At 57.7% G+C, this 21357-nt stretch carries 16 protein-coding genes; 9 read left to right on the top strand and 7 right to left on the bottom strand.

The features are described 5' to 3' along the window. Positions 1 to 121 precede the first annotated feature (121 nt). Positions 122 to 1627 carry a glutamate synthase-related protein gene (locus tag BN4275_RS09580; RefSeq protein WP_066457320.1) on the bottom strand — a complete coding sequence of 502 codons (1506 nt, stop codon included), beginning with the start codon at positions 1625 to 1627 and terminating at the stop codon, positions 122 to 124. Continuing rightward, on the bottom strand, positions 1627 to 2745 hold the full coding sequence (locus tag BN4275_RS09575; protein WP_066457318.1) for a class II glutamine amidotransferase: 1119 nt from the start codon (positions 2743 to 2745) through the stop codon (positions 1627 to 1629). The genes BN4275_RS09580 and BN4275_RS09575 overlap by 1 nt, the downstream gene beginning before the upstream one ends. Before the next feature lie 358 nt (positions 2746 to 3103). Between BN4275_RS09575 and BN4275_RS09570 the strand changes: the two genes are divergently transcribed. Then, on the top strand, positions 3104 to 5194 hold the full coding sequence (locus BN4275_RS09570; RefSeq protein ID WP_066457317.1) for a glutamine synthetase III family protein: 2091 nt from the start codon (positions 3104 to 3106) through the stop codon (positions 5192 to 5194). 123 nt (positions 5195 to 5317) lie between these two features. Next, positions 5318 to 7009, top strand: a complete 1692-nt coding sequence (locus BN4275_RS09565) for an ammonium transporter (protein ID WP_066457316.1) — start codon at positions 5318 to 5320, stop codon at positions 7007 to 7009. Positions 7010 to 7487: 478 nt separating this feature from the next. Here BN4275_RS09565 and BN4275_RS17910 read toward each other — a convergent pair whose 3' ends face one another. The 3 genes from BN4275_RS17910 to BN4275_RS09555 are packed head-to-tail and all read right to left on the bottom strand — an operon-like array spanning position 7488 to position 9975. Next, entirely contained in the window at positions 7488 to 7706 is a 219-nt protein-coding gene (locus BN4275_RS17910) for a FeoB-associated Cys-rich membrane protein (protein ID WP_079988198.1), read from the bottom strand. Next, complete coding sequence (gene feoB, locus BN4275_RS09560) at positions 7655 to 9745, bottom strand: ferrous iron transport protein B (protein ID WP_066457312.1); 2091 nt, start codon at positions 9743 to 9745, stop codon at positions 7655 to 7657. The genes BN4275_RS17910 and feoB overlap by 52 nt, the downstream gene beginning before the upstream one ends. Next, positions 9742 to 9975 carry a FeoA family protein gene (locus BN4275_RS09555; protein WP_066457310.1) on the bottom strand — a complete coding sequence of 78 codons (234 nt, stop codon included), beginning with the start codon at positions 9973 to 9975 and terminating at the stop codon, positions 9742 to 9744. The genes feoB and BN4275_RS09555 overlap by 4 nt, the downstream gene beginning before the upstream one ends. A gap of 270 nt (positions 9976 to 10245) precedes the next feature. Between BN4275_RS09555 and BN4275_RS09550 the strand changes: the two genes are divergently transcribed. Next, complete coding sequence (locus BN4275_RS09550; protein ID WP_158572745.1) at positions 10246 to 11082, top strand: DegV family protein; 837 nt, start codon at positions 10246 to 10248, stop codon at positions 11080 to 11082. 19 nt (positions 11083 to 11101) lie between these two features. Beyond that, positions 11102 to 11653 (top strand): flavodoxin family protein, encoded by a 552-nt coding sequence (locus BN4275_RS09545; RefSeq protein WP_066457307.1) that lies wholly within the window; start codon positions 11102 to 11104, stop codon positions 11651 to 11653. 50 nt (positions 11654 to 11703) lie between these two features. Here BN4275_RS09545 and BN4275_RS09540 read toward each other — a convergent pair whose 3' ends face one another. Then, positions 11704 to 13689, bottom strand: a complete 1986-nt coding sequence (locus BN4275_RS09540; protein WP_066457304.1) for a fructose-bisphosphatase class III — start codon at positions 13687 to 13689, stop codon at positions 11704 to 11706. A gap of 512 nt (positions 13690 to 14201) precedes the next feature. Here BN4275_RS09540 and mscL point away from each other — a divergent pair. From mscL to BN4275_RS09525, 3 genes are all read left to right on the top strand, one after another. Further along, positions 14202 to 14624, top strand: a complete 423-nt coding sequence (mscL, locus tag BN4275_RS09535) for a large-conductance mechanosensitive channel protein MscL (RefSeq protein ID WP_066457301.1) — start codon at positions 14202 to 14204, stop codon at positions 14622 to 14624. Positions 14625 to 14730: 106 nt separating this feature from the next. After that, complete coding sequence (locus BN4275_RS09530) at positions 14731 to 16323, top strand: phosphopentomutase (protein WP_079988194.1); 1593 nt, start codon at positions 14731 to 14733, stop codon at positions 16321 to 16323. A gap of 18 nt (positions 16324 to 16341) precedes the next feature. Continuing rightward, positions 16342 to 17664, top strand: a complete 1323-nt coding sequence (locus BN4275_RS09525; protein ID WP_066457299.1) for a thymidine phosphorylase — start codon at positions 16342 to 16344, stop codon at positions 17662 to 17664. A gap of 71 nt (positions 17665 to 17735) precedes the next feature. Here BN4275_RS09525 and BN4275_RS09520 read toward each other — a convergent pair whose 3' ends face one another. Next, positions 17736 to 18902, bottom strand: coding sequence for a CCA tRNA nucleotidyltransferase (locus tag BN4275_RS09520; RefSeq protein ID WP_066457298.1), 1167 nt, complete (start codon positions 18900 to 18902; stop codon positions 17736 to 17738). A gap of 134 nt (positions 18903 to 19036) precedes the next feature. On the opposite strand from BN4275_RS09520, the gene BN4275_RS09515 reads away from it, so the two are divergent. Both BN4275_RS09515 and ftsH read left to right on the top strand, forming a co-directional pair. Then, positions 19037 to 19498, top strand: a complete 462-nt coding sequence (locus BN4275_RS09515) for a MarR family winged helix-turn-helix transcriptional regulator (protein WP_066457297.1) — start codon at positions 19037 to 19039, stop codon at positions 19496 to 19498. 2 nt (positions 19499 to 19500) lie between these two features. Further along, entirely contained in the window at positions 19501 to 21321 is a 1821-nt protein-coding gene (gene ftsH, locus BN4275_RS09510) for an ATP-dependent zinc metalloprotease FtsH (protein ID WP_066457295.1), read from the top strand. Positions 21322 to 21357: the final 36 nt, after the last annotated feature.

Raw genomic sequence — 21357 nt, 5'->3', positions numbered from 1 at the left:
ATGTGTTTAAAGTGGGGCCTGCGGGCCCAAGAAGGCTTCCGCGCGCCACGTCGTGCAACCAGGGCTCCGTTCCGGAGCCCCGCAGCCTTTGAGAAGGCTTTCGAAACTTTCATAGACGCGCTTATTCGCCGGCGTGTCTGATGCCGAGGATGTCAAGCTCCTTCTGGGTGAGTCCAATGCCGCGCAGCATCAGCCGGTTGCCCCGCAGCGCCTCAATCGAATTGATGCCCATTCCGCCCATCATCTCCTTGATCTCATGATCCCAGGCGGTGACAAGATTGACCAAGCGCTTATAGCCGATGTCCGGGTTCAGACGTTTGACCAGCTCCGGACGCTGGGTTGCGATGCCCCAGTTGCAGCGGCCCGCCTGGCAGCTGCGGCAGAGGTGGCACCCGAGCGCGAGCAGTGCCGAGGTCGCGATGTAGACCGCGTCCGCACCGAGCGCGACCGCTTTGACGATATCGGCGGAGGAGCGGATCGAACCGCCCACCACCACCGAGACGTTTCCGCGGATGCCCTCCTCGCGCAGACGGGAGTCGACCGCCGCGAGCGCGAGCTCGATCGGGATGCCAACATTGTCTCGGATGCGGGTCGGGGCCGCGCCGGTGCCCCCGCGAAAACCATCGATCGCGATGATGTCCGCGCCCGAACGCGCCACGCCGCTCGCAATGGCCGCGACGTTATGCACCGCCGCGATCTTGACGATGACCGGCTTTTGGTAGGCGGTAGCTTCCTTTAAGGAATAGACCAGCTGGCGCAGATCCTCGATCGAATAGATGTCGTGGTGCGGCGCGGGTGAAATCGCATCGGAACCTTCGGGGATCATCCGGGTAGAGGAGATGTCACCCACGATCTTTTCGCCCGGCAGGTGCCCGCCGATGCCCGGCTTCGCGCCCTGTCCCATCTTGATCTCGATGGCAGCGCCCGCCTCAAGGTAGTCACGGTGTACGCCAAACCGTCCGGACGCCACCTGCACGACAGTGTGTGGGCCGTACTGGTAGAAATTCTCATGCAGGCCGCCTTCGCCGGTATTATAGTAGGTGCCAAGTTCACAGGCCGCGCGCGCGAGACTCTCATGCGCGTTATAGGAAATCGAACCGTAGCTCATGGCCGAAAACATGACCGGAACCGACAATTCGAGCTGTGGAGTGAGGTTGTTTACGATCCGCCCACTCTCATCCCGTTCGATACGGTCCGGCTTCTTGCCCAGAAAGGTCTTGGTTTCCATCGGCTCACGCAGGGGATCAATCGACGGATTCGTCACCTGGGAAGCGTTGATGAGTATCTTGTCCCAATAGACCGGGAACGGCTCGGGGTTTCCCATCGAAGAGAGCAGCACACCGCCGGTGCCCGCCTGCCGGTAAATTGCCGAAATGGCCGCGCCGGTCCAGTTGGCGTTCTGTTTGAAGGTGTGATCGCTCTTCACAATCTTGATCGCGTGGGTTGGACAGAGCGAAACGCAGCGGTGGCAGTTGACGCATTTCGCGTCGTCGCTGATCATACGGCCCAGCTCGGCGTCATAGCGCGTCACTTCGTTCGCGCATTGGCGTTCGCAGACGCGGCAGGTGATACACTTGTCGTGATTGCGCACGAGTTCATATTCGGGATAGAGAAAATTCACAGGCATTACCGCGCGCCTCCTTCGTTAAGCCGTACAATGACCGGTTCGCCGCCGCGCGGCGACCAGATTTTATCAAGCTCCGGCTCCAGTGCGCGGATAGCGCATTCCTCGCTCGCAACATAGACCGTCTGTCCCTTTTCGCCAATGACCATCGAACGCAGCTTGAGGCGGTCGTTTAATGCCATCATGCCGCCGTCGAAGCCGAGCAGGATGGAAAACGGGCCGGTGATGAGAAGACTTGAAAAGGCGTTCCGCAGGTAGGTGTATTTCTCCCGCTTTTCAGGCGGGTAGCCCGCGATGGTCGACCAAAAGGGCGCGGCGATGACGCTGGCCATTTCTTCCAGTGTCAGTCCCTGCTTACGCACGAGATAGTCGATGATATAGGTGATGACCTCGGTGTCGGTGAGCAGGGTGCATTTGTAACCAAACATTTCGATAAAGCGGCGGTTCGCGTCGTAGGAGCTTATCTCGCCGTTATGCACGATCGAATAGGAAAGCATGGCGAACGGGTGCGCCCCGCCCCACCAGCCGGGTGTGTTGGTCGGATAACGTCCGTGGGCGGTCCAGCAGTAGCCCGCGTATTCGTCAAGCCGGTAGTATTCGCCCACGTCCTCCGGGAAACCAACCGCCTTAAACACGCCCATATTCTTGCCGGAGGAAAAGATATACGCGCCCGCGATCCGGGTGTTCACGCGGATGACGCAGCGGCTGACGTATTCCGCCTCGTCAAGCTGGCTGTCCGCCAGGCGGTTGTGCTGCGGCAGGACAAAATACCGCCAGATGAGCGGCTCGTTCACAATCCTGCGGGATTTGCGCACTGGGATTTTCGAAAGGTTCACCACGTCGAAATGCGCTTCCAGGTATTTTTCACAGGCCGCCTTTGCATCAGCGTCGTCATAAAAGACATGGAACGCGTACGCGTCCTTATATTCGGGATAGATGCCATAGCCCGCGAAACCGCCGCCCAAGCCGTTCGAACGGTCGTGCATGGTGGCGATTGAACGGATGATCGCGTCTCCCGAAACGCGTTTGCCGTCCTTTTGGAAGATGCCGCTGATGGCACAGCCGGAAGGGATTCGGATTTCCCCTTCGCGCTGCCGCGGATTCAGATCCTCCTGCAACATAGTAAAGTCCCTCCATCATTTCAGATAAACAGCTTAACGCAAAAGACGTTCAGAAAACGGCGGCCGCGCGGGCGGCGCCATTTTCTGAACGTCTTTGTCCAATGTGGCAATGATACCTTATAAGTGGACACACTGTCAAGAATTTTGAATCAAAAAATGCAGCTTTCCCCGAAATGTTGTATAAAACAAACATTTCCAGCCTTTATAGAACGAATTTTGCAGGACACATTCACAAATCTTGCAAAATATACTTGACATCTGTTTTTTACACGTCTATACTGTGAGCATGCAAAGCAACGGCGCTTGTGGACCTTGGTCCGCAGGCGCCGTTGCTATTTGAAAAAGGAGTTGTGTTTATATGAGCACCGTACCGGACATCTTTGGCAGCATGGTTTTTAACGATGCGACCATGAAGGAACGCCTTCCCAAGGAGACCTACAGGGCGCTGAAAAAAACCGTCCGCGAAGGCAAGATCCTGGACATCACCGTTGCAAATGTGGTCGCAAACGCAATGAAGGATTGGGCCGTCGAAAAGGGCGTCACCCATTTCACCCACTGGTTCCAGCCGATGACCGGTATCACGGCGGAAAAACACGACAGCTTCATCTCCCCGCTCGATGACGGCAATGTCATCATGGAGTTCTCCGGCAAGGAGCTCATCAAGGGCGAACCGGACGCATCCTCCTTTCCGTCCGGAGGGCTTCGCGCCACCTTCGAAGCCCGCGGCTACACCGCCTGGGACCCCACCTCCTACGCCTTTATCAAGGAAAACGTTCTTTGCATTCCGACCGCCTTCTGTTCTTACAGCGGCGAGGCGCTCGACAAAAAGACCCCGCTCCTGCGTTCGATGGAAGCGATCAATACCCAGGCGCTGCGCATCCTGAGGCTCTTCGGCAACACCACCGCCACCCGGGTTCTCACCACCGTCGGCCCGGAGCAGGAATACTTCCTCATCGACAAGGAGCTTTATCTGAAGCGCAAGGATCTGCGCTTCACTGGACGCACCCTGTTCGGTGCGAAGCCGCCCAAGGGCCAGGAGCTGGAGGACCATTATTTCGGATCGATCAAGCCGCGCGTCGCGCAGTTCATGGCTGATCTTGACCAGGAACTCTGGAAGCTCGGCATCCTTGCAAAGACCGAGCACAACGAGGTCGCGCCCGCCCAGCACGAGCTGGCTCCCATCTTCACAAACACCAACATTGCCACCGACCACAACCAGCTCACAATGGAGCTGATGAAAAAGGTTGCCGACCGCCACGGGCTGGCCTGTCTGCTCCATGAAAAGCCATTCGCCGGCGTAAACGGCTCGGGTAAGCACAACAACTGGTCGATCAGCACCAACACCGGCGTCAACCTGCTCGACCCCGGCAAAACCCCGTATGAGAACGCGCAGTTCCTGCTTTTCCTCACAGCGGTCATCAAGGCGGTTGACGAATATCAGGATCTGCTGCGCCTGTCGGTCGCAACCGCGGGAAACGACCACCGTCTCGGAGCAAACGAAGCTCCTCCGGCCATTGTTTCGATGTTCCTGGGCGACGAACTGACTGAAATCCTCAAAGCGATCGAAAGCGGCAGCGCCTATAACGGGACGGTCAAGGAGGAGATGGAAATCGGCGTGGATGTCCTGCCGCACTTCCCCAAGGACACCACCGACCGCAACCGAACCTCCCCGTTCGCCTTTACCGGGAACAAATTTGAATTCCGGATGCTCGGCTCGACCCTTTCGATCTCCGGCCCGAACATCGTGCTCAACACGATCGTCGCGGAGGAACTCGGGCAGTTCGCAGACGAGCTTGAGAATGCCTCCGACTTCAAGGCGGCCCTGGGCGGTCTGATCAAACGCACCATCAAGGAGCATAAGCGGATCATCTTCAATGGCAACGGATATGACGACGCCTGGATCACAGAAGCGGAAAGCCGCGGCCTTCTGAACCTGCATTCCACCGCCGACGCGCTGCCTTACTTCTGTGCCGACAAGAATCTGACGCTTTTCGAAAAGCACCATATTTTCACCAGGCAGGAAGTGCGCTCCCGGTGTGAAATCATGCTGGAAAACTACTGTAAGGTGCTTTCCATCGAAGCGCTCACCATGCTGGAAATGGTCAAGAAGGACATTCTCCCCGCGACCTATTCCTATATCAAGCGGCTCAGCGACACCGCGGTTTCGGCGCGCAGCCTCTGTCCGGACCTCACCTGCGAAAGCGAGATTAAAATGGTTTCAAAACTCTCCTCGCTCTGCAACTGCCTGTATGTCAAAGCCGACAACCTCGATAAAGCGGTGATTGGCGCCAAAACCTATGCTGATCCAGCGGAGGCCGCCAGCTATTACCGGCAGTATGTGTTCGCGGCCATGCAGGAACTGCGCGCGGTCGCGGATGAGATCGAAGGCATGGTCGGAGAAAAATACTGGCCGTATCCAACCTACGGCGCGCTGCTCTTCAGCGTCTGATTCCTTTGTCCCCTTACTGTTTTTTATAGATCACAAGCACAGATCCCGAAAAATGCACAAGGGCGTGTATCCCCGGTTCGTCCCCGGGGATGCGCGCCCGATCTGTTTTGAGGAGGAAGTTCTATGTTTTCATCTGTTGACACCATTTGGGTACTACTCGGCGCGGCGCTCGTATTCTTCATGCAGGCGGGCTTCGCCATGGTCGAAACCGGATTCACCCGCGCGAAGAACGCAGGCAATATCATCATGAAAAACCTGATGGATTTTTCGATCGGCACCCCGATTTTCTGGATCGTCGGATTTGGCCTGATGTTTGCGGGTTCCGGCCCTCTCATCGGAGGATTCGACCCTTTCATCCTGAACTACGACCTTGGCGGAAGCTTCCCAACCGCCGCGTTCATTATCTTCCAGACGGTCTTCTGCGCCACCGCCGCAACCATCGTTTCCGGCGCGATGGCGGAACGCACCAAATTCTCCGCCTACTGCATCTATTCCGCCATTATCAGCGCGGTGATTTATCCCATCTCCGGCCATTGGATCTGGGGCAGTGGCTGGCTTGCGCAGCTTGGGTTCCATGATTTTGCCGGTTCCACGGCGGTACATATGGTCGGCGGCGCCGCGGCGCTCGTGGGAGCCAAGATCCTTGGGCCGCGCCTCGGCAAATATGCGAAGGACGGTACCCCGAAGGCGATTCCCGGGCACAGCCTCACCCTTGGCGCGCTCGGCGTGTTCATCCTGTGGTTCTGCTGGTTCGGCTTCAACGGCTGCTCGACCGTTTCGATGACCGGCGACGACACGCTTATGAGCGCTTCCAACATCTTTGTCACGACTAACCTTGCAGCAGCGGTCGCGACCTGCACCACCATGATCCTCACCTGGCTCCGTTACAAAAAGCCGGACGTCTCGATGACCCTGAATGGTTCGCTCGCGGGCCTGGTGGCGATCACGGCCGGATGTGACGCGGTTTCACCTGCGGGCGCCGCAGCCATCGGTATCTGTGCCGGTATCGCGGTGGTCTTTGGTATCGAATTCATCGACAAGACCTGCAAAATTGACGACCCGGTTGGCGCGATCGGCGTTCATGGCGTCTGCGGCGCGCTCGGCACCATCCTCACCGGCGTTTTCGCGCTGGACGGCGGCCTTGCCTACGGCGGCGGCTTCCACTATCTAGGCATTCAGGCGCTCGGCGTTGTTTCGGTCATCGCCTGGGTCGTGGTCACAATGACCATTGTGTTCCAGATTATTAAACATACGGTCGGCCTGCGGGTCACAAAACACGAAGAGGTCGTCGGCCTCGACATTGAGGAACACGGCCTGGTCAGCAGCTATGCCGACTTCATGCCCACGATCGATTCTCTGCGCGACTTCGATTCCGACGCGCCGACCGGCGAAATCCCCATCGCGCGGGCGGTGCCGGTCGAGCTGGTTTCCGATTCCTCCGGGAAGCTCGCCTCCGATGTAAAAATGACCAAGATCGCGATCGTGGCGCGGCAGAACCGGTTCGAACCGCTCAAGGCCGCGATGAACGAAATCGGCGTGACCGGCATGACGGTCACCCAGGTCATCGGCTGCGGTATGCAGAAGGGTTCCACCGAATATTACCGCGGCATCCCGATGGAGATGAATCTCCTGCCCAAAATGAAGGTGGAGATCATCGTCTGCAAAGTGCCGGTCCGCACAGTCATCGAAGCCGCCAAAAAAGCGCTCTATACGGGGCACATCGGAGATGGCAAGATCTTTGTTTACGACGTTGAAAATGTAGTCAAGGTCCGCACCGGCGAAGAGGGCTACGACGCCCTGCAGGATGAGGACTGACCGATCAATTCCTATACAGCGCCCCAATCTGCCTCCTATATATTCCATGAAAGCCCCTGGGCGGGTTCTCCCACCCGCGGCTGCCGCGCTATTCCATGCCCGGCAGCCGCTCCCTTTTTCCGATCGACCCCTCATTTTTGATAAACACAACACGGCAGGAGGTCCCACTGGAAGGCGGGGCCTCCTGCCGTTCGGTGCTTGCATCCGGCCGATGGAACGTCTATACTGGGACAAACAGATCAAAAGGGGGCATCGCTTATGAAAATCCAAAAAATCATCGCAAACCGGCGCGCTGCTTTGGCGTTGGCCTGGGAGGTCTTTCTCGAATTTGAGGCGCCGGAGTACCCGCCGGAAGGGGTCGCGTCTTTTCGCGGCTATCTCAACAATCCGCAAGCCATGGCCGCGCTCGATTTTTATGGCGCTTATAAAAACGGGACACTCGCAGGCATGCTGGCTATAAAAGAGAAAAGGAGGAGCCTTAAGGCTCCTCCTTTTCTTTTTTTGTACATCCTTCCGCATGCGGGCAACCAGCGCATCCGCCGCACTTTCCTTTGTTGCGGATACTGTAGCGCACCGCGAAAAAAAGCGCCGCCGCCAGAAGGCCCAAAATCAGCCAGTCTCCAATACTCAAGAAAAAACGCCTCCTCAGTGGATGAACAGTCCTGCAAGCTGATAGAATACAAATGCCGCCAGCCATGCGATGCCGCTCTGGTAAAAGGCCATCAGAATGGCAGAACGGGTGTTGAGCTCCCGCCGCACCGCAGCAATCGCGGCCACGCAGGGGGTGTAAAGCAGGGTGAACACCAGAAACGCCCCGGCCGCGAGCGGCGTGAAGATCCCCTGCAGCGCCACCGGCAGGGAGGCGGGATTGGTTCCGGTGAGCACGGCCAGCGTACTGACCACCGCTTCTTTGGCGGAGAATCCCGTGATGAGCGCGGTTGAGGCGCGCCAGTCGGTGAAGCCGAGCGGCGCGAATACCGGCGCGATGAACCGTCCGATCGAAGCGAGCATGCTCGCCTCCCCGCCCGCGGCCACGACATTGAGCCGCGTGTCAAAGGTCTGCAAGAACCAAATAATAATGGTCGCCACGAAGATCACCGTGAAGGCACGGGTCAAAAAATCCTTTGCCTTGTCCCACAAAAGCAGGCAGACGCTCTTCGCACCCGGCAGCCGGTAGTTTGGCAGCTCCATGACGAACGGCACCGGCTGCCCGTGAAAGACGGTGTTCTTCAGGATGAGCCCGCTTAATATGCCGACCAGCATCCCAAGGATATAGAGCGCAATCATCACCAGCGCGCGATGCTCCGGGAAGAACGCCACCGTAAACATGCCATAGATCGGCAGCTTTGCGCTGCAGGACATGAACGGCGTGAGCAGGATGGTCATCCGGCGGTCCCGTTCGGAGGCGAGCGTCCGGGTCGCCATAATGGCAGGCACCGAACAGCCGAATCCGATCAGCATCGGTACAAACGAACGGCCGGAAAGGCCGATTTTACGCAGCAGTTTATCCATTACAAAGGCGACGCGGGCCATATAGCCGCTGTCCTCCAAGATCGACAGGAAGAAAAAAAGCACCACGATGATCGGCAGGAAAGAAAGCACGCTCCCTACTCCCGCGAACACGCCGTCGATCACCAGCGAATGCACCACCGGATTGATGCCGTATGCGGTCAGCCCCGCGGATACAGCCGCTGTGACCGTGTCGATGCCCGCCGCGAGCAGATCGCTCAGAAAACTGCCGATCACCCCAAAGGTCAGCCAGAAGATCAGCATCATGATGCATAAAAAGATCGGCAGCGCAAAATACTTGTGAGTGAGCCACTCGTCCATCTTTAGGCTGCGCAGATGTTCTTTGCTCTCGCCGGATTTCACCACCCAGTCATGGCAGAGCGATTCGATAAAGGTGTAGCGCATATCCGCGAGCGCGGCCTCCCGATCGGTGCCGGTCTCCTGCTCCATCTCGGCCACATTGTGCTCCAGCAGTTCTTTTTCATTCTCAGAAAGCTGCAAAAGCTCCATCATTGGCGTATCGCCCTCGACCAGCTTGGTTGCTGCAAAACGTGACGGCACACCGACCCGCTCGGCATGGTCTTCGACCAGGTGGGCGGTCGCGTGGATCGCACGGTGCACCGCGCCGGAGCAGAAGTCCATCCGTTTCGGCTTCTGCCGGGCGGCCGCGACAGCGATCGCCGTGTCAATGAGTTCCCCGATGCCTTCGTTCTTGACCGCTGAAATCGGCACGACCGGCACGCCAAGATCCTCCGCCAACCCCGCGATTTTGATGGTGCCGCCGTTGGCGCGCACCTCGTCCATCATGTTTAAAGCGATCACCATGGGGATACCCAACTCGATAAGCTGCATGCTCAGATAGAGGTTGCGCTCGATATTGGTCGCGTCGACAATATTGATGATCCCATCCGGATTCCCGTTTAAGAGGAAATCGCGGGTGACAATCTCCTCGTTTGTATACGGAGAAAGCGAATAGATCCCCGGCAGATCGACCACTTCAACAGGCTTGCCGTTATACTTCCACTCGTGACCCTGCCGCATCCGTTCCCGCGCCCGCCGCAAGCCATGGCCCGGGCGCTGCCGGCCGTGTTCCCGGCGCAGGATGGCGCCGACCTTGCGTTCGACCGTTACGCCCGGAAAGTTCCCGACATGCTGGTTACTGCCGGTCAGCTGATTAAATAGGGTCGTTTTGCCGCAATTCTGGTTGCCCGCCAACGCAAAAATCATTGGACAGATTCCTCCTCCACATCGATTTCGCGCGCATCTTCCAGGCGCAGCGTCAATTCATATCCGCGCAGATGCAGTTCAATTGGGTCTCCCATCGGCGCCACCTTGCGCACCATCACCCGGGTTTTGGGCGTGAGCCCCATATCCAGAAGCCGCCTGCGCAAAGCGCCGCTGCCGCCGACGCGGGTGATCACCGCGCTGCCCCCGACCTTCAGCTGGTCCAGTGTCATTTTGGTCCTCTCCTTATGTATGTTAGCATCCACTAACCTACGCTCATTTTATTCGAAAACACGTTGTTAGCCACAGCTTACATATTACCTTTTTTCAATATCTTTGTCAATATCGCCCGGCGGGGACTACGCCTGTATTCCGGCATCCTTTTGTATAAATATTGAAAGATTGCACAAATAGATGGATTTACATTGACATTTTATAATGCAATGCGCTATTATTGAAACATATCATCCGCGGCACCCGGCCGTCATATGAAGGGAATTGAAATGATGGATAATTTTAAACTCGTGACCGACAGCGCCTGTGAACTGGACGACGACCTGATCAAATTTTTCGACGCGGAGACGGTTCCGTTTTCGATGATGCTCGAAAATGTGAACTATATTGACGATGATCATCTCGACGTGAGAAATTTCGTAAAAGCGATGAAACAAAGCAAACATGTGCCGAAATCGGCCTGCCCGTCTCCCGAGGCATTCGCGGAGAAATTCCGCAAAGCGAAAAATGTTTTCTGCACCACGATTTCTTCCCATCTGAGTGGCTGCTACAACAGCGCCATGCTCGCAAAGGAAATGGTGGAACAGGAGGGCGGACACCGGGTCCATATTTTCGACTCCTGGTCGGCAACCGCCGGAGAAATCGCGATCTGCATCAAGATTAAAGAATGTATCGAGGCGCATATGGATTACGATGCTGTTGTTGAAAAGGTCACCGAATTCCGCAATGGGATGCGTACCTTCTTCATCCTCGAAAGCCTTGATAACCTCATCAAAAACGGCCGCATGAACAAAATTGTCGGCTATGTGGCGTCCGCCATGAGCCTGCGCCCAATTATGACCGCTCCGGGCGGCGAGATCAAGCTCTTTGAAAAAGCGCGCGGCTCGGTGCGCGCCTTCACCCGTCTGGTCGAACTCATCGGGGAATGCCACAAGGATTTCTCCGACCGCACGCTGGTGATTACCCACTGCAACAACGAACGGCAGGCCAGCTTCATCAAAGCCGAAGCGCAGAAGCTCTATAATTTTAAGGATATCTGTGTGATGCCCACCCGGGGACTGGCCAGCATGTATGCCGACGACGGCGGCGTGGTCATCGCATTCTGACAAAGGAGGCGTTTTCTCCATGGGCAAAAATATTCTCATCCTCGCCGGCAGCCCGCGTCCGGGCGCCAACAGCCTCATCATGGCGGAGGCATTCGCCAAAGCCGCACAGAAAAATGGCCATGCGGCCACACTTGTCAAGACCGCGCAGCTCAGGGTCGGCTGCTGCCGCGCCTGTGAAAAATGCTGGACCGGCGGCAAGCCCTGCATCCAGCAGGACGATATGCAGAAGCTTTATCCGCAGCTCAACCTTGCGGACATCATCGTCTTTGCGTCGCCGCTTTATTTTTATGGTCTTTCCGCTCAGCTAAAAGCAGTCATCGACCGCTTTTACCCGCTCACCAAAGATGACAAGCTGCCCGCGTTCGGCGGCAAGCAGTGCGTCCTGCTCCTTTGCGGCGCGTCGGAGGACGAGGACGATTTTGAAGGCGCCATCCGCACCTACGAGCTGATCTGCGACTATGCCGGGTGGGAGGACTGCGGCGTGGTTTCGGCCTGCGGCGTGACCAATCCCGGTGATGTCAAGGGCACCGTCTGGATGGACGAGGTGGAAGCGCTCGCCGGACAGTTCTGATGTGTTCAAAAAAGGGGCCGCCCGGGCGGCCCCTTTTTTTGTATTTTCGGTTATTTTTCATGTTCCTCGGTGATTTCACCCATTTTAAAAGCGCGCAGCAAACGCCTGAGGTCATCGACATTCTGCTGCAGCTTCACGCCGGTATCGGTCTCCGCGATCTTGATGCGGGATTCCATCCGCTCAAACACGACCGATGTCGAGATGATGTCGGTGTTTTGTTTGATCGCCTGCTTGCGGCCGCCGAACGGCTCGTGGGAAGCGATGCGGATACCCCAGGAATTGTAAATCAGCGTATATCCCGCGATGCCGGTCGTAGGCTGGTATGCGCGGCAGAACCCCCCGTCGATCACGATGAGGCGGCCGCCGGCCTTGACCGGGTTCTCGCCGTCCTTCGATTTGACCGGGACGTGGCCGTTGATGATGTGGCAATGCGGGCCTTCCAGCCCGAATTCCCGCAGCAGCCGGATACAGACCTCGGGGTCCTCGTAATAGGTGTAATACGGGTTTTTCTCCTCCGCCCAAACCGATTTATCCGGAACCAGTCTGCGTTCAAACGTGGTGATGTGGTCGCGGCCAAAGAGCGGCGAGTGCCTGCCGCACCAGAGAAACCACAGAAAATCCTTCCCGAACTGTTTTTCCAGGGTATCCGGCTTGGCATAGTAGCCCTGCCGGGCAACCGTTTCGGCGTGGTCGAGGAACGCCTTGCCCCCAAGGCCCTTGCAGCCGATATTGAACTTCATATCCGTGCCGTCCGGATTCATCGGGATGCAGCCATGGAACAGGAGGTTGCCGTTATAGGTTTTGTAAAGGCCGCCCTTTGAATAGAGGAATTTAACATGCCGCTGGAGCTTCTCGCTGCGAAGGAACGCGTCCTTCAGCTGCGCCATGAGTTCGGTTTCCTCATCCGAAAGCTTGTAGGGGTCCGCCGGGTCGACCGTCGGGAAATCGGTGTCGCTGAGCGGGTAATCCTTTCCGCCGATTTTCACCGTCTTTTTCTCATAATCGATCTTGTCGAGCAGCAGCCGGTCGTCCATGCCGAATTCCGGATTGCGCAGGATTGTTTGGCCCTCGAGCTTGAAGAGAATCACTGAAATTGCTTTGTGCATACGCGCACCGAGCTCAATGTCCTTGGCGTTGTAGGTGGTGGAATCGGTTACGCGGGTAGCAAAGCAGGCGGTATCCACATCCATGTAGACCTCGTTTGCAAAGAGCGCGAGCGGCCGCAGGCTGATGCCATAGCCGGTTTCGATGACCGCGAGGTTGTTATAGGTGATCGAATTGACCAGTACGGTCGCAATACAGGTGCGGCTGCCGGTGGCGGCGCCCATCCATAAGACATCATGGTTGCCCCACTGGATATCCACCGAGTGGTGGGTCATCAGTGAATCCATCACAATATCGGCGCGCGGGCCGCGGTCAAAGATATCGCCCACAATGTGCAGATGGTCGACTACAAGGGTCTTGATAACGCTGCAGACCGCAATGATAAAATCCTCGGCTTTATCGATATCGATCATGGTCGAAATGATGTTCTCGTAATAATCCTTTTTGTTATGGATTTCATAATTGGTATTGAGGAGCTCGTCGATGATATAGGCATAGTCCTTCGGCAGCGCCTTACGCACTTTGGAACGGGTGTATTTGGAGGAAACCAGCCGGCAGATTTCCAAAAGCCGGTTCAGGGTAATTTTATACCATTCGGTCAGGTCGCTGACCGTTCCCCGCACCTCCTCCAGCTTTTCCTCGGGATAATAAATAAGGGTCGCAAGCTGATCGCGCGCGTCTTTGGGGACGCTGTTTTCAAAAAGGATATCCACCTTTTCGCGCACCGCGCCGGAGGCATTATTGAGGATATGCAGGAATGCCTCGTATTCCCCGTGCAGGTCCGACATGAAATGCTCGGTGCCCTTCGGCAGGTTAAGGATCGCCTGCAGGTTGATAATTTCCGTGCTTGCCGCCTGTACCGTTGGATATTGGCGCGCCAGCATCTGCAGATACCGGTGTTCGGTGATCTCGGCGCGCATTGGCTGTTTCATGTTGTCCACACTCCTTTTATATCGCTCACACATACCGCCCACATTGGGGCTGCTTTCCCTTCTTTGTCATTATACCACAAGCGCGCAGTGGTATAATTGCGCATTGGGACGGCAGCGCTCTTGGCGCGGATCGTCCTGCGCATAAACTGGTATTGTAGTCGCTTTGCGGCTATGATACCACAAGCGCGAAGCGCGCAGTTGGATAATGGGCCATTGGGCAGGAAACCGGCAACACCGGCGGATCTGCCTGGCATAGACTACAAGCCGCGCCAAGCCTGTCTGTGGCGGGCGCAGGCGGCAGCTGCCGCTTGCTTTGCGTTTATTATCCCATGATTTGTGAATTCTTGCAATGGATTTTTGTCGGATTTATGTTATAATAAATCAAAAGCGGCCGCCTTCCCGCGCAGAGCGGGCCCTCTGCCGGGGTGGCGCGGGACTTACTCCATCGGCGCCGGTGGCCCCCGGTGTTTCGCGGCCGCCCGCTACATCATCGCAAAGGAAGGATCTAGAAAATGGAGAACAAAGCCAAAGGATTTTGGGGAGAATTCAAACAATTCATTTCGCGTGGGAACGTCATGGACATGGCGGTCGGCGTCATCATCGGCACCGCCTTCACCGCAATCGTCAATTCGCTTGTCAAGGAAGTCATCATGCCGTTTGTCGGGTGGCTCATCGGCGGGATCAACTTCTCCGACTTCAAGATCGTGCTTTCCCCCGCTGTGGGTGAAACCCCCGAGGTCGCAATCCTTTACGGCAGCTTCCTCAACCAGATCATCAACTTCCTGATCATCGCATTTGTTGTATTCGTGATGGTCAAGGCAATCAATTCCCTGCACCGCAAAAAAGAGACGGAAAAGCCCGCGGAACCAGCCGCGCCGCCGGCGGATATCGCCCTGCTCACCGAAATCCGCGACCTTCTTAAAAAGGACAAGTAAATCTGTCACCCTGCGGCTTTGCGTCTGACGGCACAAAGCCGCTTGGCATTTGCCGAACTTTTATGATATCTCCAGGCCCGGGTGCGGGCCGGAAAGGAAGCTAGCTATGAAACGCGTCTTTTTGATCGTACTGGACAGTTTTGGCATCGGAGAAGCGCCCGACGCCGCTGAATATGGCGACGCCGGCAGCAACACCCTGCGTTCCTGCTTTGAGACCGGGAAGCTGCGGGTGCCCAACCTGCAAAAACTGGGGCTTTTCAATATTGACGGGATTTGCTGCGGGGAGCCGGCCAGCCGGCCGCGCGGCGCCTACGGACGGATGCGGGAGGCTTCAGCCGGCAAAGACACCACCTGCGGCCACTGGGAAATCGCGGGCATCATCTCCCAAAAGCGGATGCCCACCTATCCGGACGGTTTTCCCACGGAGCTCATCCAGGAGTTTGAACGGCGGACAGGCCGCCGTGTGCTTTGCAACAGGCCTGCCTCCGGCACCCAGGTGATCCTTGATTACGGGCAGGAGCATGAACAGACCGGCGCGCTCATCGTCTACACCAGCGCGGACAGCGTTTTCCAGATCGCGGCCCATGAGTCGGTCATCCCAGTCTCGGAGCTTTATGAATACTGCAAAATCGCCCGCGCCCTGCTCACCGGTGAAAATGCCGTCGGGCGGGTCATCGCGCGGCCGTTCACAGGCAAATACCCGAACTATAAGCGCACCTCCAACCGTCACGACTTTTCGCTCGCGCCCCCGCGCCCAACCGTACTTGACGCGATCCAGGCTTCAGGGCTTGAAACCATCGGCGTGGGAAAAATTTTTGATATTTTTGCCGGGCGGGGCATCAGCAGGACCAGCCGAACCCAAGGCAACGACGACGGCATGGCACAGACCATCGCCCACGCAAAGGAGGATTTTTCCGGGCTCTGTTTCGTAAACCTGGTCGACTTCGATATGGTCTACGGCCACCGCAACAACGCGGACGGCTATGCAGAAGCGCTTTCCCGCTTCGACGGGCAGCTTGGCGAACTGATGGCCCTGATGGGCCCGGACGACGCCATTATGATTACCGCCGACCATGGCTGTGACCCCGGAACCGCCTCGACCGACCACTCCCGGGAATATGTCCCGCTGCTCATCTGGGGCGGTGGGATTGAGCCGGTGAACCTCGGCACCCGGCCAACCTTCGCGGACGCGGGTGAAACCGCCGCCGCGCTGCTCGGCGTGGCGGGAAACTGTGATGGAACCCCGCTTGCCAGGCTCATCCTGCGGCCTGGCACCCAGGATCTCCGCTCCGGATGGGAAACCCTCGTCAGGGAGGCCTTCGCCGCGCGGGAAAAATCCTACTCCCCACATTCCGCTTTTGCCGTGGGCGCCGCGCTGCTTTCTAAAAATGGACGGGTCTTCCACGGCTGCAATGTGGAAAACGCGAGCTATTCTGTCACCTGCTGTGCCGAGCGCACCGCTCTTTTCAAAGCGGTCAGCGAAGGGGAACGCTCCTTCTCCGCGATCGCTATCGCCGGCGGAAAAACAGACTGCGCACAATCCGAATATTGTTATCCCTGCGGGGTCTGCCGGCAGGCGCTGGCCGAATTCTGTCCGCCGGATTTCCCGGTAATCGTGGCAAAAAGCCCGGAGGATTACCGCGTTTACACGTTGGAGGAACTGCTGCCGCATGCCTTCGGGCCTGGCGGAAAATTTTGACCGGGAGGGGTCTGCGAAATGCGCATGTATGATATCATCCTGAAAAAACGCGGCGGACAGCCGCTTTCCGATGAAGAGATCGGCTGGTTCGTCGAAGGTTACACAAACGGCTCCATTCCGGACTATCAGGCGTCCGCCCTGCTGATGGCGATCTGGTTTCGCGGCATGGACGAACATGAAACCGCCCTGCTCACCGACCGGATGGCGCATTCAGGCGATATGGTTGATCTTTCCGCCATTCCTGGCGTGAAGGTGGATAAACACAGCACCGGCGGCGTGGGCGACAAGACCACCCTCATCGTAGGACCGATTGTCGCGGCCTGCGGCGTGCCGGTCGCGAAGATGAGCGGCCGGGGACTGGGGCACACCGGCGGCACAATCGATAAGCTCGAATCGATCCCCGGGCTTTGCACCTCGGTCAGCCGTGAACGGTTCTTTGAGATCGTCCGGGAAACCGGCCTCGCGGTCATCGGACAAACCGGCAACATCGCGCCCGCGGACAAAAAGCTCTATGCCCTGCGCGATGTGACCGCAACCGTGGACAATCTTTCGCTGATCGCCTCGTCGATCATGAGCAAAAAACTGGCGGCAGGTTCGGACGCGATCCTGCTCGACGTCAAAACCGGGTCCGGCGCATTTATGAAAACGCTGGATGATTCGATCGCGCTTGCAAAGGCAATGGTCTCGATCGGGGAGCGCAACGGCCGGCGCACCGCGGCGCTCATCACCGATATGGATATTCCGCTCGGTCACGCCATTGGAAACTCCCTCGAAGTGATCGAGGCGGTTAAAACCCTGCGTGGACGCGGGCCGGCGGATCTCACTGAGGTCTGTCTGCAGCTTGCTTCCAATATGCTGTTCCTCGCCGGGAAAGGAGAAATCGCCGCCTGCCGCGCGGCGGCGGAAGCGGCGCTCGCAGGCGGCGAAGCCTTCCAGAAACTTTGCGCGATGGCGGCGGCGCAGGGCGGCGACATTTCGGTGCTGGAGTCCACGGAAAAGTTTGCAAAATCACCGGCTGTGCACGCCGTACAGGCGCCGCGCGGCGGCCGCATCACCCGGATGCAGACCGAACAGATTGGCGAGGTTTCGGTTGTGCTCGGCGCGGGCCGCGAAAACAAGGACGATCCGATCGACCCGCGTGCGGGCCTTATTCTATATAAAAAGACCGGCGACGCGGTCGCGCCCGGCGAAACGCTGGCGGTGCTGCACACAGCCAGGCCCGAAGCGCTGCCGCGGGCCGAACGGCTGCTGCTCGGCGCAGTCGAGATCGCGGACGCGCCGCCCGCGCCGCATCGCCTTATCTATGCGCGTGTCACCAGAGACGGCGTGGAATTGCTGTAACGGCGAAAATTCCAAAAGTTTTACGCGATTTTTTCAAAAAATCGCGGGGGATTCAGGGACGGAGGCGCTGCTCAAAGAGATTTGAGCAGCGCCTCTTTTTCGTTTGGCAGTTTGCCGTCGATCACCCAATCAAGCAGCATATCCAAACTTTTACCAATCTCCCTGCCGCTGTAACCGCGCGCCGCAAGGTCGCTCCCATCGACCGCGAGACCGGCAAGGCAAAAGCAGTCGCCATCCGCTAGGATCTCGTCAAGCATCCTTCTCACATTGAGGAGCGCTTCTCCATACGCCCTGCGAAACGTGATCAGCTTTTGCAGATCCGCCGGGCCGATACGCGCAAGCCAGCGGCGCAGGAGCGGCCGTTCCGGCCGCAGATCCGCCGTCCGATGGGTGAGCAGCATCCGTACCAGGCGGCGGGTTTCCCTGTCGCTTCTGAACCCGGATAGCACCGCGTCGGCCTCCTTTGGCGAAAGCTCCTCCAGCACGGCCGCCAGCCGCAGACGCGGATCAGCCGGCAGCTTTGCAAGCGCTTCTGACGGCGCAAGCGGTATGCCCGCCGCCGCGCGAACCACCTCCGGGTACTCCCACAGGACTTCCCGCGCGTTTTGGCCGCAGACGAGCCGGCAAAGTTCCGCAAAAATCCGTTCCCGGGCAATTTTCCAGAGCAGATCCCGGTTCTCCCGCAAGCTTTTCGCAGTTTTTGGCTCAATCGCAAAGCCAAGCACAGCGGAAAAACGCAGCGCGCGCAGGATGCGCAGCGCATCCTCCCTGAAGCGGCGGTCCGGTTCGCCGACACACCGCACCAGCCCGGCGGCAAGATCCTGCCGCCCGCCAAATGGGTCGGCGATTCCGCTGCTGGGGGAATATGCCATGGCATTGATGGTGAAATCCCGCCGCGCAAGATCCTCCCGCAGATTCCGGGTAAAGGACACCGTGTCCGGATGCCGCCCGTCCGAGTAGGCACCGTCAACCCGATAGGTGGTAATTTCCACCGGATGGCCGTCCATCAGGACGGTTACAGTGCCGTGCCGCAGACCGGTTTCGATCACCTTGCACGTTTTTGCAAAGGCCGCGATCGTTTCCGCCGGCAGCGCCGAGGTCGTGACATCCCAGTCGGCGGGCTCCTGCCCCAGCAGGCTGTCCCGCACGCATCCGCCCACCGCAAACGCTTTGTATCCGGCCTGCGCAAGCTGGTCCAGCACCTGGCGCGCATACGCGGGCATGCCGATCTTTTCCATCCATACCACCTCTTTTTGACATGATACCACGATCTTCGCAAAAATAAAACAATCTGTTCACAAAATATCTATTGATCATATTATTTATTAAGAATATTATCTATTTATCATAGATAATTCAGGAGGGGGATGCCGTGACAACGCCAAATCTGAAAAATGCGCTCTACGATTTTTTCCGAAGCGCAGCCACTAAAATGAACACCGTTCTCAACTGCTGCTGCGAGCCGTACGGATTGACCGGCATGCAGGCCCGGGTGCTGATGGAGCTGAGTATCCATCAGCCGCAGGCCGTCGGAGAGCTCGGTCGGATGCTCAGCATGTCAAGCGGCAACATCTCCGCCATGTGCAAGCAGCTTGAAAAAAAGGGGCTGCTCCGGCGCGCCCGGCGTGCCGGTGACGAGCGCATCGTCGAGGTTATGCTCACCGAATCGGGCGAAGACATCATCCGTCCGGTTGACGCGCATTTTGAAGAGGCATTCGCCCGGATGCTTTCCAGCATGAGCGAAGCGGAACTTTCGCAGATCGTTTGCGGGTTCCAAAAAATGTCCAAGCTCTTCACCGAATTTGAAATTTCCCATCCGAAACAGGAGGTATAAACATGCAGGAACAGAAAACTCCCAAAAAACCATTTATATACTATTATTGCATCGTACTGATTGGAATCCTCCTCTTCAACCTGTTCTTCATGCCGATGATGAGCGAATCAAAGGTGGAAAAGGTCGATTACGGCACCTTCCTCACCATGTTGGGCGACGGCAAGATCGACACGGTGGAACTCAACGACAGCGCAACGACCATCGCCTACACCACCAAGGAAGACGGCGGCAAAACGATCTATACCACCGGCGCCTGGAACGATCCGGGTATCGTCGACCGGCTCTGGGAAGCGGGCGTCAAGTTTGACAAGATCGTGCCGAAAGAGCTGTCCCCGCTGATGAGCGCATTGCTCACCTGGGTGCTGCCGATGCTGCTGTTCATCTTTATCGGGCAGATGCTGATGCGTTCGATGCAGAAAAAAATGGGCGGCGGCAACGCGATGATGTTCGGCAAGTCGAACGCAAAGATCTATGTCGCCGCGCAGACCGGCAAAACCTTCGCGGACGTGGCTGGCGAGGATGAAGCCAAGGAGGCGCTCACAGAGATCGTGGATTTCCTCCACAACCCCGCCAAATACGAAGCAATCGGCGCGTCGATGCCAAAAGGCGCTCTGCTCGTCGGCCCTCCCGGAACCGGCAAAACCCTGCTTGCCAAGGCGGTCGCGGGGGAAGCAAACGTCCCGTTCTTCTCGATCTCCGGTTCGGAGTTCGTTGAGATGTTTGTCGGCATGGGCGCCGCCAAGGTGCGCGACCTTTTTAAACAAGCGCAGGAGAAAGCTCCCTGCATCGTCTTTATCGATGAAATCGATACGATCGGCAAAAAGCGCGACAATGGCGCCATCGGCGGCAACGATGAGCGCGAGCAGACCCTTAACCAGCTGCTCACCGAGATGGACGGTTTTGACGGACGTAAGGGTGTCGTAATCCTCGCAGCCACCAACCGTCCTGAATCGCTTGATCCGGCGCTGCTGCGTCCCGGCCGCTTTGACCGGCGCATCCCGGTCGAGCTGCCCGATCTCGCGGGACGCGAAGCGATCCTGCGGGTGCACGCACAGGATATTCAGATGGAGCCCAATATCGATTTCCGGGCGGTTGCGCTGGCGACTGCGGGCGCTTCCGGCGCCGAGCTTGCCAATATCGTGAACGAAGCCGCGCTGCGGGCGGTCAAATATGGCCGTACAGCGGTCGCGCAGGCGGATCTCGAGGAAAGCGTCGAGGTAGTTATCGCGGGTTATCAGCGCAAGGGCGCGGTCATCCCGCCCAAAGAAAAACGGATCGTCGCTTACCACGAGATCGGGCACGCACTCGTCGCGGCCAAACAGACCGATTCCGCGCCAGTGCACAAGATTACCATCATCCCGCGCACCTCCGGCGCGCTTGGCTACACGATGCAGGTGGATGAAGGCGAAAAGGTGCTGATGTCCCGTGAAGAAATCCTTAACAAGATTGCGACTCTCACCGGTGGGCGCGCGGCCGAGGAGCTCATCTTCAACTCGATGACCTCCGGCGCGTCAAACGATATCGAACAGGCCACCCGGCTCGCCCGTTCAATGGTGACGCGGCTGGGCATGACCGAAAAATTCGACATGATGGCGCTTGAGACGATCCAGAATCAGTACCTTGGCGGCGACGCTTCGCTCGCCTGCTCCCCCGAAATGGCGGCGCAGATCGATGAAGAGGTGCTCCGGATCATCAAGGCGGCGCACGAAAAGGCGGTCGGTATCCTCAAGGAAAACGCTGAAAAGCTGCACGAGCTTGCGGAATACCTGCTCGAAAAAGAAACCATCACCGGAGAAGAATTCATGCAGATCCTCAACAGCTAAAAAAACCATGAAAAAAGCCGCCCAATTGGGCGGCTT

The organism is Anaerotruncus rubiinfantis (genome assembly GCF_900078395.1).
GTDB classification, from domain to species: domain Bacteria; phylum Bacillota; class Clostridia; order Oscillospirales; family Ruminococcaceae; genus Anaerotruncus; species Anaerotruncus rubiinfantis.
Note: the sequence above shows the minus strand (reverse complement) of the source record. Positions and strands in the feature narration are given on the sequence as shown.

Excerpts from the sequence above, each read along its gene's own strand:
- BN4275_RS09580 (WP_066457320.1), bottom strand. The coding sequence starts at position 1,627 with ATGCCTGTGAATTTTCTCTATCCCGAATATGAACTCGTGCGCAATCAC.
- BN4275_RS09575 (WP_066457318.1), bottom strand. The coding sequence starts at position 2,745 with ATGTTGCAGGAGGATCTGAATCCGCGGCAGCGCGAAGGGGAAATCCGA.
- BN4275_RS09570 (WP_066457317.1), top strand. The coding sequence starts at position 3,104 with ATGAGCACCGTACCGGACATCTTTGGCAGCATGGTTTTTAACGATGCG.
- BN4275_RS09565 (WP_066457316.1), top strand. The coding sequence starts at position 5,318 with ATGTTTTCATCTGTTGACACCATTTGGGTACTACTCGGCGCGGCGCTC.
- BN4275_RS17910 (WP_079988198.1), bottom strand. The coding sequence starts at position 7,706 with ATGGCTGGCGGCATTTGTATTCTATCAGCTTGCAGGACTGTTCATCCA.
- feoB (WP_066457312.1), bottom strand. The coding sequence starts at position 9,745 with ATGATTTTTGCGTTGGCGGGCAACCAGAATTGCGGCAAAACGACCCTA.
- BN4275_RS09555 (WP_066457310.1), bottom strand. The coding sequence starts at position 9,975 with ATGACACTGGACCAGCTGAAGGTCGGGGGCAGCGCGGTGATCACCCGC.
- BN4275_RS09550 (WP_158572745.1), top strand. The coding sequence starts at position 10,246 with ATGATGGATAATTTTAAACTCGTGACCGACAGCGCCTGTGAACTGGAC.
- BN4275_RS09545 (WP_066457307.1), top strand. The coding sequence starts at position 11,102 with ATGGGCAAAAATATTCTCATCCTCGCCGGCAGCCCGCGTCCGGGCGCC.
- BN4275_RS09540 (WP_066457304.1), bottom strand. The coding sequence starts at position 13,689 with ATGAAACAGCCAATGCGCGCCGAGATCACCGAACACCGGTATCTGCAG.
- mscL (WP_066457301.1), top strand. The coding sequence starts at position 14,202 with ATGGAGAACAAAGCCAAAGGATTTTGGGGAGAATTCAAACAATTCATT.
- BN4275_RS09530 (WP_079988194.1), top strand. The coding sequence starts at position 14,731 with ATGAAACGCGTCTTTTTGATCGTACTGGACAGTTTTGGCATCGGAGAA.
- BN4275_RS09525 (WP_066457299.1), top strand. The coding sequence starts at position 16,342 with ATGCGCATGTATGATATCATCCTGAAAAAACGCGGCGGACAGCCGCTT.
- BN4275_RS09520 (WP_066457298.1), bottom strand. The coding sequence starts at position 18,902 with ATGGAAAAGATCGGCATGCCCGCGTATGCGCGCCAGGTGCTGGACCAG.
- ftsH (WP_066457295.1), top strand. The coding sequence starts at position 19,501 with ATGCAGGAACAGAAAACTCCCAAAAAACCATTTATATACTATTATTGC.